This window comes from Luteibacter rhizovicinus DSM 16549 (genome assembly GCF_001887595.1).
Lineage (GTDB): Bacteria > Pseudomonadota > Gammaproteobacteria > Xanthomonadales > Rhodanobacteraceae > Luteibacter > Luteibacter rhizovicinus.
Genome location: NZ_CP017480.1, coordinates 4,140,387 through 4,153,758 on the forward strand (window position 1 = coordinate 4,140,387; position 13,372 = coordinate 4,153,758).

A 13,372-nucleotide genomic window follows, 5' to 3' on the forward strand; every position below is an offset into this window, starting at 1 on the left:
GGCTCGATGCCTGCGAACAAGTCCTGCTCGCGACCGTCCCGACCGGATGAATTCGAAGATACAGGAGTCATTGACGTGCGGCGGCTTCGAGTGCACGCGCGGGTTCCGAATCCGGGAACTTTTCGCGCAAGCGTTTGGCGTAATCCCGGGCGGCCTCCCCGTCGCCCAGACGGAGCTCGATATCGTGACCGAGCTTCAAAGCAGTAGGACTCGGCTGACCCTGCGCCTCTAAGCGCTGCAGGAAAGCACGGGCCCTGAAAGCATCGTTCTTAAGGTACAACACGTTCGCCATCTGATACAGCGCATCGGCATTATTGGGATTACGGTCGAGCGCCTTCCGGAAATACACCTCGGCGCCCTCGTAGTCCTTCGACCCCAGCAGGCAGGTGCCCGCGTTGGTCATGGCCAGGTCCGGGGTCTCGTAGAACGGGTCGGCCAGCGCCCGGTCGAAGTAGACCTTGGATTCACCGGCCCGCCCCTGCTTGCAGAGGAAAACCGCCAGATTGTTGTTGACCGAGCCCTTCTTCGGGTCCAGGTCAACCGCCCTGCGGTAGTTCAGCTCGGCATTGGCCGGATCGTTGATCTTTTCGTAGAGCACGCCGAGCACCGTGCGGGCCGGCGCGTAGTTGGGATCGAACTGGATGGCCTGCTGCAGTTTCTCCATGGCGCCCTTGAGGTCGCCCTGCTGCATGTAACGCTGCCCGAGTTCGGTGTGAACCTCGGCCCCCTTGGCCTTCTCGTCGGCGGCGGTCGTTGGCTTCAGCCCCGACTCACCACCCACACAGCCTGCGCACGCAAACGCGAGCGCAGCCACCATCCCCCACCGCTCAAGCCGCATTCACCACTCCCTCTTCGAGTTTCTTGCGGAATTCCGCCTGTCGGCGGGTGCGATCGACCACCTGTCCCTTCAGCTGGCCACACGCGGCATCGATGTCGTCACCGCGCGTGCGGCGCAGCATGGTGAGAACGCCGGCATTGAGCAACTGGGTCTGGAAGCTTCGGATCTCGTCCGGACCCGAGCGCTCGAATCGCGTCCCCGGGAACGGGTTGAACGGAATCAGGTTGACCTTGTTCACGCCCGGCAGCCGGCGCATGAACTTGATCAGCTGGCGCGCGTGCTCGGGCTTGTCGTTGATCCCCTTCATGAGCGTGTACTCGAAGGTGATCGACGTGCGCGGCGCACGGTTGATATAGCGCTCGCAGGCCGCCGCGAGTTCGGCCAACGGGTAGCGCTTGTTCAGCGGCACCAGCTCGGTACGCAGCTCGTCGTTGGCCGCATGCAGCGACACGGCGAGGGATACGTCGCTTTCGACCGACAGCTTGTCGATCATCGGCACGAGGCCGGCGGTGGACAGCGTGACGCGCTTGCCGGCCAGGCCGAAGCCGAGGTCGTCGCGCATCAGGCTCATCGCCTTGACCACGTTGTCGAAGTTCAGCAGCGGCTCGCCCATGCCCATCATCACCACGTTGGTGATACGGCGCTGCTGGTGCGGCACATTGCCGAGATGTTTGGCCGCGACCCATACCTGACCGATGATCTCGGCCGTGGACAGGTTGCGGGAAAAACCCTGGGTCGCCGTGGAGCAGAACTGGCAGTTCAGGGCGCAGCCGACCTGGGACGACACGCACAGCGTGCCGCGAGTCGGCTCCGGGATATAGACGGTTTCGATGGCGTTGCCGCCATCCATGCCGAGCAGCCACTTCTGCGTGCCGTCGATCGCGGTCTTTTCGAACGCGGTCTTCGGCGGGCCGACGTAGCAGCTGGCACTGAGCTTTTCGCGCAACGCCTTGCCGACATCGGTCATGTTCTCGAAATCGCTTTCGAGACGGTGGTAGATCCACTTCATGACCTGCTCGGCACGATACGGCTTCTCGCCGAGCTCCGCGAAGAAATCGCGAAGCCCCTTGCGATCGAAATCGAGCAGGTTGACCTTGTCAGCAGGCGTGTTCACGGCATGTCTCAGTGCGAAACGACGTCCGAGTCGTTGAAGAAGTACTTGATCTCGTTGGCGGCGTTCTCGAGCGAGTCCGAGCCATGCACGGCATTGGCATCGATCGAGTCGGCGAAGTCGGCGCGGATCGTGCCCGGCGCGGCTTCCTTCGGATTGGTGGCACCCATCAGGTCGCGGTTCTTGAGAACGGCACCTTCGCCTTCGAGGGCCTGGATCATCACCGGACCGGAGATCATGAAGGCGACGAGGTCGTTGAAGAAACCGCGTTCCTTATGAACGGCATAGAAGCCCTCGGCCTCTTCCTTGGTCAGCTGCTTCATCTTGGCGGCGACGATCTTGAGGCCGGCCTTCTCGAAGCGGGAGAGGATTTCACCGATGACGTTCTTCTTGACGGCGTCGGGCTTGATGATCGAAAGGGTGCGCTCCAGCGCCATACGGATGCTCCGGGAAATGGAAGAAAGTGGAAAAAGATGAATGACGCTGCCAGCGCCTCTGGGGACGCCTGGTGAAAGTTTGGGCCAAAGCCGTCACGAATGACGGACTTAGCTCACGAAATCTTGACAGATTCTAGCTCAATCGCAAGCCGTTTGCAGGGATGTGCGGTCGCAGATTGACCAGTGGAAGGGCCCGGGCGTATTCTCAAACGATCGTTTGATTCAAACCACCCGCCTCCGGAGTCCGCCGATATGACGAGCGCACCCTATGCGTCCCGCGAACGCAGCACCAAGGAGCGGATCCTGGGCGCCGCCGAGGCCCTTTTTGCCACCCACGGCTTCGCCGGGGCGTCGCTCCGCCAGGTCACGGCGGCCGCCCGGGTCAACCTGGCGGCGGTGAACTACCACTTCGGCTCCAAGGACAAGCTGATCGAGGAGGTGTTCCGGCGCCGCCTGGACGAGCTGAACACCCGGCGCCTTGCCGCCCTGGCCAAGGTCGCCGGCCAGGAGGCCACCTCCCTGGAGGATGTGCTGGACGCGTATATCCGTCCGGCGCTCGACCTTTCCCGCAACGACGGCGGTGGCGCCGCCTTCGTCCGCGTCCTGGCCCGGGCCTACGCCGAGCACAACGAGACCCTGCGCAAGTTCCTGTCCGAGAACTACGGCCACGTCCTGCGCCAGTTCGCCGGCGAATTCGGCCGCCTGCTGCCGGGACTGGCCAAGGAAGAGATCTACTGGCGCCTGGACATCGTCACCGGCGCACTGACCTACGCCATGGCCGATTTCGGCGTCATCCAGCGCAAGAGCGACGTGGACGAGCGCGATCACCGCGAAACCGCCGCCGACCACCTGATCCGCTTCGCAGCCGCTGGCCTGCGCAACCCTTCCGTTTCGAACTCCCCGGCCACGCGCTGACCGCGGACGATCCTTCGCACCAATGGAGATCACCATGACCGCAACACCGTTACGCATTCGCAAGGCCGCGGTACTCGGCGCCGGCGTCATGGGCGCGCAGATTGCCGCGCACCTGACGAACGCCAACGTGGAAACCGTGCTTTTCGACCTTCCGTCCAAGGAAGGCCCGAAGAGCGGCATCGCCCTGAAGGCGATCGCCAACCTGGCCAAGCTCTCCCCCGCACCGCTGGCCGAGAAGGGCCTGGCCGCGGCGATCATCCCGGCCAACTACGAAGACGACCTCGCGCTGCTGGCCGATGTGGATCTGGTGATCGAAGCGATCGCCGAGCGGATGGACTGGAAACTCGATCTCTACCAGAAGATCGCCCCGCACGTGTCCGCCACGGCCGTGCTGGCCAGCAACACCTCGGGCCTGTCGATCAACGGCCTGGCCGAAGCGCTGCCCGAAGAGATGCGCCATCGCTTCACCGGCGTGCACTTCTTCAATCCGCCGCGCTACATGCACCTGGTCGAGCTGATCCCGACCCGCCTGACCGACAAGGGCGTGCTGGAAGGCCTCGAGGCCTTCCTGACCACCACCCTGGGCAAGGGCGTCGTCTACGCCAAGGACACCCCCAACTTCATCGGTAACCGCATCGGCGTGTTCTCGATGCTGTCGACGATGCACCACACCGAGCAGTTCGGCCTGGGTTTCGACACCGTCGACGCACTGACCGGCCCGGCCATCGGCCGTCCGAAGAGCGCCACCTTCCGCACGGCGGATGTCGTCGGCCTGGACACGCTCGCGCACGTGGTCAAGACCATGGGCGACACCTTGCCTGATGATCCGTGGCACAAGTACTTCCAGCCGCCGGTGTGGCTCAAGGGCCTGATCGACAAGGGCGCGCTCGGCCAGAAGACCGGCGCGGGCTTCTACCGCAAGGCCGGCAAGGACATCGTGGTGCTCGACCTGCAGAAGCAGGATTACCGCGTCTCCGAGCAGAAGGCATCGGACGAGGTCTCCGCGATCCTCGCCATCAAGGATCCCGCCGAGAAGTTCGCCAAGCTGCGTGCCTCCTCGGACCCGCAGGCGCAGTTCCTCTGGGCCGTGTTCCGCGACCTGTTCCATTACACCGCCTATCACCTGGCCGACGTCGCCGAGACGGCACGTGACGTCGACTTCGCGATTCGCTGGGGCTACGGCTGGAAGCTCGGTCCCTTCGAGATCTGGCAGTCGGCCGGCTGGCAGCAGATCGCCGGCTTCATCGCCGAGGACATCGCCGCGGGCAAGACCATGAGCAGCGCCCCCCTGCCCGCCTGGGTCACCGACGGTCGCAGCGGCGTGCACGGCAAGACCGGCTCGTACTCGGCCAGCGCCAACGCCGAGAAGCCGCGTTCCTCGCATCCGGTCTACGCGCGCCAAGCCTTCCCGGACCCGATCCTGGGCGAGACCTTCGACAAGGGCACCACCGTCTGGGAAAACGACGGCGTCCGCCTGTGGACCAGCGGCGACGACATCGGCGTGATCTCGTTCAAGACCAAGATGCACACGGTCAACGACCACGTGCTCGACGGGATCCAGCATGCGATCGGCCTGGCCGAGCAGCAGTTCCGTGGCGTCGTGTTGTGGCAGCCGTCCGAGCCGTTCTCGGCCGGCGCGGACCTCAAGGGCGCACTCGGTCTTCTTCAGGCCGGCAAGCTGGCCGAGTTCGAAGCCATGGTGGCGAACTTCCAGGCCACCAGCATGCGCATCAAGTACTCGCTGGTGCCGGTCGTGGCCGCGGTGCGTGGCCTCGCCCTCGGCGGCGGCTGCGAATTCCAGATGCATTCGGCGCGCACCGTCGCGGCGCTGGAGAGCTACATCGGCCTGGTCGAGGCCGGCGTCGGCCTGCTGCCCGCCGGTGGCGGCCTGAAGGAATTCGCCGTGCGCGCCTGGCAGGCGAACCCGGAAGATCCGTTCGAGTACCTCAAGAAAATCTTCGAGACCGTCGCGATGGCGAAGGTGTCGACCAGCGCGATCGAGGCCAAGTCGCTCGGCCTGCTGCGCAAGGACGACGTCATCGTTTTCAACACGTATGAAGTGCTGCATGTCGCCAAGGCCCAGGCGATCGCCCTGGCCGAGTCGGGTTATCGTCCGCCGATGCCGGCGCGCGCGATCACGGCCGCTGGCGACACCTCGACGGCGACGTTCAAGGCGTCGCTGGCCAACATGGCCGAGGGCTACTTCGCCTCGCCGCACGACATCGATATCGCCAGCCGCATTGCCGACACGCTTTCGGGCGGCCGGATCGAACGCGGCTCGCCGGTGGACGAAACCTGGCTGCTCGCCCTCGAGCGTCGCCACTTCGTCGAACTGGCGCAGACCGAAAAGACCCAGGCCCGTATCGCGCACACGATGACGACGGGAAAGCCACTGCGTAACTGACGCGCCACGCGCTCTGACGCAATCGACTTTCCCCCTTAAAGGAACCACCCCATGAGCAAGCAAGTGCAAGACGCCTACATCGTCGCCGCCACCCGCACCCCGGTGGGCAAGGCGCCGCGCGGCGTGTTCCGCAACACCCGTCCCGACGACATGCTCGCGCACGTCATCCGTGCCGTGATCGAACAGGCCCCGGGCATCGATCCGGCCCTGATCGCCGACGCCGTCATCGGCTGCGCCATGCCCGAAGCCGAGCAAGGCATGAACGTCGCACGCATCGGTGTGCTGCTGGCCGGCCTGCCGGAGCAGGTACCGGGCGTCACCATCAACCGTTTCTGCTCGTCCGGCGTGCAGGCCATCGCCATGGCCGCCGACCGCATCCGCCTGGGCGAGGCCGACCTCATGCTCGCCGGTGGTACCGAGTCGATGAGCATGGTGCCGATGATGGGCCACAAGATCGCCATGAACCCGGCGATCTTCGAAAACGACGAGAACCGTGCGATCGCCTTCGGCATGGGTATCACGGCCGAGAAGGTCGCCGAGCGTTGGAAGATCAGCCGCGAGGATCAGGACCGTTTCGCCCTGCAGTCGCACGAGCGCGCCTTTGCGGCGATCGCCGCGGGCGAATTCAAGGACGAGATCACCCCGTTCCAGCTCGACGACCGTTATCCGGACCTGCTCAATCACAGCGTCCGCGAAGACCGCCGCATCATCGATACCGATGAAGGTCCGCGCAAGGACACCACCTTCGAGGTGCTGAGCAAGCTGCGCCCGGTGTTCCGTAACGGCCAGTTCGGCGGTTCGGTCACGGCCGGCAACTCTTCGCAGATGTCCGACGGCGCCGGCGCCCTGCTGATCGCCAGCGAAAAGGCGATCAAGGACCACGGCCTCACGCCGCTGGCCCGCTTCGTCGGTTTCTCGGTCGCCGGCGTGGCACCGGAGATCATGGGCATCGGCCCGAAGGAAGCGATCCCCAAGGCGCTCAAGCAGACCGGTATCACCCAGGACCAGCTGGACTGGATCGAGCTCAACGAAGCCTTCGCCGCCCAGGCGCTGGCGGTCATCCGTGACCTCGGCCTCGACCCGTCCAAGGTGAACCCGCTCGGCGGCGCCATCGCCCTCGGCCACCCGCTCGGTGCCACCGGTGCCATCCGTGCCGCCACGCTGATCCACGGCCTGCGCCGTCGCAAGCAGAAGTACGGCATGGTGACCATGTGCATCGGCACCGGCATGGGCGCGGCAGGCGTCTTCGAAGCGCTGTAACGAAACCTGTAGGAGCCGATGAATCGGCTCCTACATTTGTCTTATGCTTGCGCGATGCACGGCATCCACACCATCGACACCGGCTTCGGCCGTCCGACGTTCGACGCCGCTTACCTCGTCGTCGAACACGGTCGCGGCGCCTTCATCGACAGCGGCACGACGCATTCGCTGCCACGCTTCCTCGAGGCCATCCAAGCCGCCGATCTCGAGCCGAAGGATATCGACTGGGTGATCCTCACCCACGTACACCTCGACCATGCCGGTGGTGCGGGGCAGCTGATGAAGCACCTGCCGTACGCGAAGCTCGCGGTGCATCCACGTGGCGCGCGACACATGATCGACCCTTCGGCGCTTATCGCTGGAGCCGCAGGCGTCTACGGCGAAGAGGAAGTGCGCCGCAGCTATGGCGAGATCGTCGCCGTGCCGACCGAACGTGTCGTCGAGGCCGGTGACGGCTTCGTCGTCGACCTGGCGGGACGCGCCCTGCTCTGCCTCGATACACCGGGTCACGCCCGCCATCACATCGCCATTCATGACGACCGCGCGCAGGCTTTCTTCACGGGCGACATCTTCGGGCTGTCCTACCGCGAACTCGACTCACCCGGCGGCGCCTTCATCATTCCGACCACGTCGCCCGTGCAGTTCGAGCCCGCCGCGGCGCACCAGTCGATCGACCGCATGCTCGGCTTCGAACCCGAAGCGATGTTCCTTACGCACTACGGCCGGGTCACCGAGGTGGCGCGCCTGGCAAACGATCTCCACGAGGTCATCGATGCGATGGTGGTCATCGCGAAGCGGCACGCCGCGTCAGCCGACCGCCAACAGCGGATCGAAACCGACTTCGCCGATCTCTACGTCGACCGCGCACAACACCAGGGGGTGACGATGCCCCGCGAGGACATCATCTGCCTGCTGAAGATCGATATCCGGCTGAATGCCCAGGGCATCATCGTCTGGTTGGATCGTGGTGCCCACTGAGGCGACGGGACGCACCTGAGGGCTCAGCCTTCCAGCCGCGACTTGAACCAATCGGTCAGTTCGGCTTTCCAGTACGTCCCCTGCGCCGCCAGGTATCCGAACGGCCGATGCACCGGGTCCAGGCCGAAACCCGAGTAAGCCTCCAGTGCCGAGTCACCACCAGCGATAGCGTCCGCCAGCGCCTCGCCCGCCGCGCAGGTGGGAGCCAGGCCATGACCGCCGAACGCCTGGGCGTACCACAGGCCATTGCCATGCGTTCCCACCTGGGGCATTTCGTGGCGCGCGTAGCTCATCAGGCCGGACCACGCCTGCTCGATCCGCACGCCTTCGAGCGACGGGAAGACCCGCTCGAGATCGCGCTTGAGCAGGCGCTTGACGGCGGCCGGCGAGCGATCGCGAATCGATATCCGGCCACCCCACAGCAAGCGGGTATCCTGCAAGGGACGGTAGTAGTCGAAGGCGAAACGCGTGTCGTAGACCGCCGCGCGCGTGCGCAGACAGGCCGCCAGACGATCGCCGAGTGGCTCGGTGACCATGACGTAGGTAGCGATCGGTAGCACGGCGCGATCGATGCGTCGGTCGAGACCGGCGAGATAGCCGCCACAGGCAAGGACCACCTGTGGGGTTTCGATCTCCGCGTCGCCCACCCGCAGGATCCAGCGCGGGCCACGTCGCTCGAGCATGCGCACCCGCGAGCCCTCGTGGATCGACACGCCGACTGCCCCGGCCGCGCGCGCCAGGCCGCGGGCATAGGCTAGCGGATCGATGTGCAGCGCGTTCCGCTCGTAGAGGCCATCGTGATAGCGCTCGCTGTGCACGAACTCGTGCATGGCGTCCGCAGGAATCCATTGCCAGTCGGCACCGTAGTGCTCAGCGAGCAGTTGCTGGCGCGAACGGAGCACGCCGGCATCACGGAACCAGTTCGCCCAGACCACGCCGGCATCGACCGCGTCGCAATCGATCGACAAGGCCGTGATGCGTTCGCGAATCAGGTTCACTGCGTCGACGGTACGTCCGTACAGTGCCCTCGCCCGTTCGGGCCCTGCCCGCTCCAGCAACGCCTTTTCACCGAGCGAATAGCCGGCGAACACGAAGCCGCCGTTACGACCGGATGCGCCGAAGCCCACCGACTTCGATTCGAGCAACACGATGTCGCGTACACCTCGCGCGGCTAGGCCGAGCGCCGTGTTCAATCCGGCGAAACCGCCACCCACGATCACGACCGAGGCTTCGCGCCGGCCTTCCGGCGGCGGGCGAAGCGGCGGTGCGGGGACACGATCGTGGTACCACGACAGCATGAGGCCTGGTCCGGTGGCTGGGAGCGGGGAGTTTTGCACAGTGGGACTGGGTGTGAGGGGTATGGCTTTACCGCTTCGTTGGCTTTTCGCCGATGAATCGGCTCCTACATGTCCTGATCGCCGATGAATCGGCTCCTACAGTAATATGCGGTGACTGTCTTACGGTGACTTGCCATGAGTTTGCTGCCCCCTATCGACCTGCAACGCTGGATCGACGAGAACCGCGCGCTGCTCAAGCCGCCGGTGGGAAACAAATGCATCGTCGATGGCGACTTCATCATCATGATCGTCGGCGGCCCGAACGCGCGCACCGACTATCACTATGACGAAGGCCCCGAGTTCTTTTACCAGCTCGAAGGCGAGATGGTGCTCAAGGTGCAGGACGACGGAGTCGCCCGCGATATCCCGATTCGTGCCGGCGAGATTTTCTACCTGCCTGAACGTACGCCGCATTCGCCCCAGCGCATGCCCGACTCGATCGGCCTGGTGGTAGAGCGCCGCCGCATCGCCGGTGAGCGCGACGGGCTGCTCTGGTTCTGTGCGAACTGCAACCACAAGCTCTACGAGGAATATTTCGTCCTCGGCAGCATCGAATCCGATTTTCCGCCGGTATTCGACAAGTTCTACCGCTCGCTGGATGCCCGCACCTGCAAGCAATGCGGCACGGTACACCCCGCCCCGGCGAAGTACGCCGACTGACGCCAACCTCCCGGCTCCCATATCCAGCTATCTGGCCAGCCATTTGGCGGCCATGCGGCGAAGCGACAGGTCCGCTGCGGGATCGGCCGCCAGATCCGCGATGGGGCGCCATGCAAGGTCCAGTGATTCTTCATTCACCGTGAACACTTCGCTGCCGCGGGCGACGACGACGTAGCGGACGTCGTAGTGGTCGTGCTCGGGCTCGTCGCGGCGGGCCGGGATCACGTGCAGGTCGACGTCGAAGATCTCCGGCAGCACGTGGAGGTCGGTCAGCCCCGACTCCTCTTCCGCTTCGCGAAGCGCCACCTTCGCCAGGTCGGCGTCACCGTCGGCGTGCCCGCCCAGTTGCAGCCAGCGCTGCAACTTCCGGTGGTGCATCAACAGGACACGCTCCCCATCGGCACTGACCAACCATGCCGACCCGGTGAAATGCCCTGCGCGGGTTTCGCGATGAAACGGTTGCGGCTGGTGGCATAGCCAGTCGTCGAAGCGCGTGAGGTCCGGCTCGGCGGGAAAGCGAAGCGAGTAACGCGCGAGGGCCCCTGACAAGGCCGGATACGGATGGTCCATGGCGAACGCTCGATGAAACGAGCTGGAATTCTCGCACGTCTTTTTCAGACTAATCCGATGTCGGTAACAGGGACCACCTGCCTAGGATGGTCTCCGGCGCGCACGAAGCGCGTCCCAGCCCGCAGCCCTCGCTGCCTATCGCAAGGAAACGCGCATGTCGTCGTCCCGTTTTCTCACTGTGGCCCTCGCCGCCGCCGCCGTTCCGGCATCCGTAGTCGCCGCGCCGGCAGGCGCTGCGCCGTCAGACGGTGATGCCAACTTCACCGGTCCACTCGTCACGCCAGCAGTCAACACGCTGTCGGCCGGCATGCTCAATGTCGAGCCTTACCTTATCCACACCAATGCACGCGGCTGGTTCGACAGTGACGGCGACCGGCATGCGCAGAAACCGACGCTACGCCAATGGCAGGTTGCCTTGCCGATGACCTACGGCCTCACCGACAACATTTCGGTGCAGTTGACGCTCAACGCGGCGCGCACCTCGGTCGACGGCCGGCACAGCGACGGCATGCGCATGGGCGATTCCACCCTTCGCGTGCAGAGCCGCCTTACTGCGCCAAAGGCCGACGGCACGGGTTTGGTCCTGGCTGTCGCAGCGGCCCAGCGACTGGCCACCGGGGAATATCACCACCTGGACAACAATCCCCTCAACGGCATGGGCACCGGCGCCATGCGCACGACGTTCGCTTTTGGCGCCCAACAGCTTCATTGGCTGGATAACGGCCACGCGCTGCGCTGGCGTGGCCAGCTCGCCTGGAGCCCGTCGCCCGGCCGCGTGCGCCTGCGCGGCGCCAACGTCTACGGCACGCCGGACCACTTTCGCGGTTACGCCGCGCCAGGGCAGGCCTGGAACGCGTCGTTCGCCGCCGAGTACGTCCTGGATCGGCGCTGGGTGCTGGTCGGCGAGGCCATCTGGAACCGCGAAAGCGGCACCCGCCTCAAGGGCGCTGCCGACGGCCACTGGGCACACACCTCCCCGTCGAACCATGCGCTGAGCCTCGCACCGGCCCTGGAATACCACTTCAACCCGAAAGTCGGCCTGATCGCCGGCGTCCAGTTCACCGTCGGCGGCCGCAACGCCACCGACTACGTCGCACCGCAGGTCGCGCTGAACATGGTCTTCTGAGCACCGCGCCTTGTCCAAGCACAACCGCCGCAAGTCATGGTCGACATCCGCAACTCCTGTATGCAATGCGTTGACTTGCCTCGCATTGCAACTTGTACGGCCTTGCCCCGCTGGGCTATGGTGCCGTGCCAGCGCTTCAGGGCAGCTGCGTGTCCACCGTAACTCACGCGGCGGTCCCAATAATAAAAGGCTACATTCCGGCAGTAGGGGAGACACATGTTGAAACACCTGTTCGCGACGCATCCGATCGAGGCCGCGCCGCACGTAGACGCTGGTGAACACATTGAAACCGGCGCTCACGCCAACAGCGGCGAGCTCAAGCGGGTACTCACCGCGAAGCACCTGGTTCTGCTCGGCGTCGGCGCCGTCATCGGCGCAGGTATCTTCGTCATCACCGGCCAGGCCGCGGCCCTGCATGCCGGCCCGGCCCTGGTCATCAGCTTCCTGATCGCTGGTTTCGCCTGCGCCCTGGCCGGCCTGTGCTACGCCGAATTCGCGGCCATGCTTCCGGTCTCCGGCAGCGCCTACTCTTATTCCTATGCCACCCTCGGCGAGTACGTCGCCTGGTTCGTCGGCTGGAACCTCGTCCTCGAATACCTCTTCGCCGCTGCGACCGTCGCCGCGGGCTGGTCGGGCTACTTCAACGAGATGCTCGGGATGATCGGCCATCTGGTCGGCACCAACCTCGAACTCCCGGCCCAGCTCGCCTCGGCGCCGTTCAAGTTCGTCGAAGGCCACATCCAGGCCACCGGCACCCTGATCAACCTGCCGGCCGTGGTCATCATCGCCGCGCTGTCGGGCCTGTGCTACGTGGGCATCACGCAGTCCGCCTTCGTCAACTCGATCATCGTGACGATCAAGGTCACCGTGATCCTGCTGTTCCTGGCCTTCGCCATCCAGGTGATCAACCCGGCGAACTGGCACCCGTTCATTCCGGAGTCCGAAGGCCCGGGCACGTTCGGCTGGGGCGGTATCTTCCGCGCCGCGACCATCGTGTTCTTCTCGTACGTCGGCTTCGATGCCGTGTCCACTGCCGCCGGCGAAGCAAAGAACCCGCAGCGCGACATGCCGATCGGCATCCTCGGCTCGCTGGCCGTCTGCACCGTGCTGTACATCGCCGTTGCCCTTGTCCTCACCGGTATCGCACCGTTCCGCATGCTCAATACGCCTGAGCCGGTCGCCACCGCGCTGGGCCTGTACCCGCAGCTGGGCTGGCTGAAGGCCCTGGTCATCCTCGGTGCGATCACCGGCCTGTCCTCGGTCATCCTGGTGATGCTGATGGGCCTGCCGCGCATCTTCTTCTCGATGGCGAAAGACGGCCTGCTCCCGCAGACGATGGCCAAGGTGCATCCGAAGTTCCGCACGCCTTACCTCGGCACGATCATCGTCGGTGTCGCCGCGGCCGCCATGGCCGGCCTGTTCCCGGTCAGCGTGCTCGGTGAGCTGGTCTCGATGGGCACCCTGCTCGCCTTCGCCACGGTTTGCATCGGCGTCCTGATCCTGCGCTACACCCGTCCGGACCTGAAGCGCAGCTTCCGCGTACCGTTCGTGTGGCCGATCACCATCATCGGTGCGGTCTCCTGCATCTACCTGTTCTGGCAGGCGTTCGAAGAGCACTGGCGCCTGATGCTCGGCTGGATCGTCATCGGCCAGCTGATCTACTTCCTGTACGGCTACGGCCACAGCAAGCTGCGCAAGTCGCTAGGCTGATAGAAACGAACGGGGAAAGGCCGGCG

12 protein-coding genes are annotated in these 13,372 nt (G+C 65.1%); 7 read left to right on the forward strand and 5 right to left on the reverse strand.

All coding sequences use genetic code 11. The annotated features are described in order from the left end of the window. Positions 1–67 precede the first annotated feature (67 nt). The 3 genes from pilW to ndk are packed head-to-tail and all read right to left on the reverse strand — an operon-like array spanning position 68 to position 2,386. The gene (gene pilW, locus BJI69_RS18885; protein ID WP_244465328.1) at positions 68–817 is read right to left on the reverse strand and encodes a type IV pilus biogenesis/stability protein PilW; all 750 of its coding nucleotides are present in this window, start codon (positions 815–817) and stop codon (positions 68–70) included. Positions 818–827: 10 nt separating this feature from the next. Beyond that, a complete protein-coding gene (gene rlmN, locus BJI69_RS18890; protein ID WP_244465327.1) occupies positions 828–1,952 on the reverse strand; it encodes a dual-specificity RNA methyltransferase RlmN in 1,125 nt (374 codons plus the stop codon). A gap of 8 nt (positions 1,953–1,960) precedes the next feature. Continuing rightward, the gene (ndk, locus tag BJI69_RS18895) at positions 1,961–2,386 is read right to left on the reverse strand and encodes a nucleoside-diphosphate kinase (RefSeq protein ID WP_046969051.1); all 426 of its coding nucleotides are present in this window, start codon (positions 2,384–2,386) and stop codon (positions 1,961–1,963) included. A gap of 252 nt (positions 2,387–2,638) precedes the next feature. Here ndk and BJI69_RS18900 point away from each other — a divergent pair, with 252 nt between their 5' ends. From BJI69_RS18900 to BJI69_RS18915, 4 genes are read left to right on the forward strand one after another with little or no spacing between them, the layout of a single operon-like run. After that, positions 2,639–3,301, forward strand: coding sequence for a TetR/AcrR family transcriptional regulator (locus tag BJI69_RS18900; protein ID WP_046969050.1), 663 nt, complete (start codon positions 2,639–2,641; stop codon positions 3,299–3,301). Positions 3,302–3,335: 34 nt separating this feature from the next. Then, complete coding sequence (locus BJI69_RS18905; RefSeq protein ID WP_181016727.1) at positions 3,336–5,705, forward strand: 3-hydroxyacyl-CoA dehydrogenase/enoyl-CoA hydratase family protein; 2,370 nt, start codon at positions 3,336–3,338, stop codon at positions 5,703–5,705. Between the two features lie 51 nt (positions 5,706–5,756). Continuing rightward, complete coding sequence (locus tag BJI69_RS18910; RefSeq protein WP_046969048.1) at positions 5,757–6,965, forward strand: acetyl-CoA C-acyltransferase; 1,209 nt, start codon at positions 5,757–5,759, stop codon at positions 6,963–6,965. A 54-nt stretch (positions 6,966–7,019) separates the two neighbouring features. Beyond that, the gene (locus BJI69_RS18915) at positions 7,020–7,943 is read left to right on the forward strand and encodes an MBL fold metallo-hydrolase (protein WP_046969047.1); all 924 of its coding nucleotides are present in this window, start codon (positions 7,020–7,022) and stop codon (positions 7,941–7,943) included. Positions 7,944–7,966: 23 nt separating this feature from the next. On the opposite strand, the gene BJI69_RS18920 is transcribed toward BJI69_RS18915, so the two are convergent. Further along, positions 7,967–9,241, reverse strand: a complete 1,275-nt coding sequence (locus BJI69_RS18920; RefSeq protein ID WP_046969046.1) for an NAD(P)/FAD-dependent oxidoreductase — start codon at positions 9,239–9,241, stop codon at positions 7,967–7,969. Between the two features lie 174 nt (positions 9,242–9,415). Here BJI69_RS18920 and BJI69_RS18925 point away from each other — a divergent pair, with 174 nt between their 5' ends. Further along, positions 9,416–9,940 carry a 3-hydroxyanthranilate 3,4-dioxygenase gene (locus tag BJI69_RS18925; RefSeq protein ID WP_046969045.1) on the forward strand — a complete coding sequence of 175 codons (525 nt, stop codon included), beginning with the start codon at positions 9,416–9,418 and terminating at the stop codon, positions 9,938–9,940. Between the two features lie 27 nt (positions 9,941–9,967). Here BJI69_RS18925 and BJI69_RS18930 read toward each other — a convergent pair whose 3' ends face one another. After that, positions 9,968–10,510 (reverse strand): NUDIX hydrolase, encoded by a 543-nt coding sequence (locus BJI69_RS18930; RefSeq protein WP_046969044.1) that lies wholly within the window; start codon positions 10,508–10,510, stop codon positions 9,968–9,970. A gap of 154 nt (positions 10,511–10,664) precedes the next feature. Between BJI69_RS18930 and BJI69_RS18935 the strand changes: the two genes are divergently transcribed. Then, positions 10,665–11,636 (forward strand): hypothetical protein, encoded by a 972-nt coding sequence (locus BJI69_RS18935; protein WP_071925037.1) that lies wholly within the window; start codon positions 10,665–10,667, stop codon positions 11,634–11,636. A 216-nt stretch (positions 11,637–11,852) separates the two neighbouring features. Beyond that, on the forward strand, positions 11,853–13,346 hold the full coding sequence (locus BJI69_RS18940) for an amino acid permease (RefSeq protein WP_071925038.1): 1,494 nt from the start codon (positions 11,853–11,855) through the stop codon (positions 13,344–13,346). Positions 13,347–13,372: the final 26 nt, after the last annotated feature.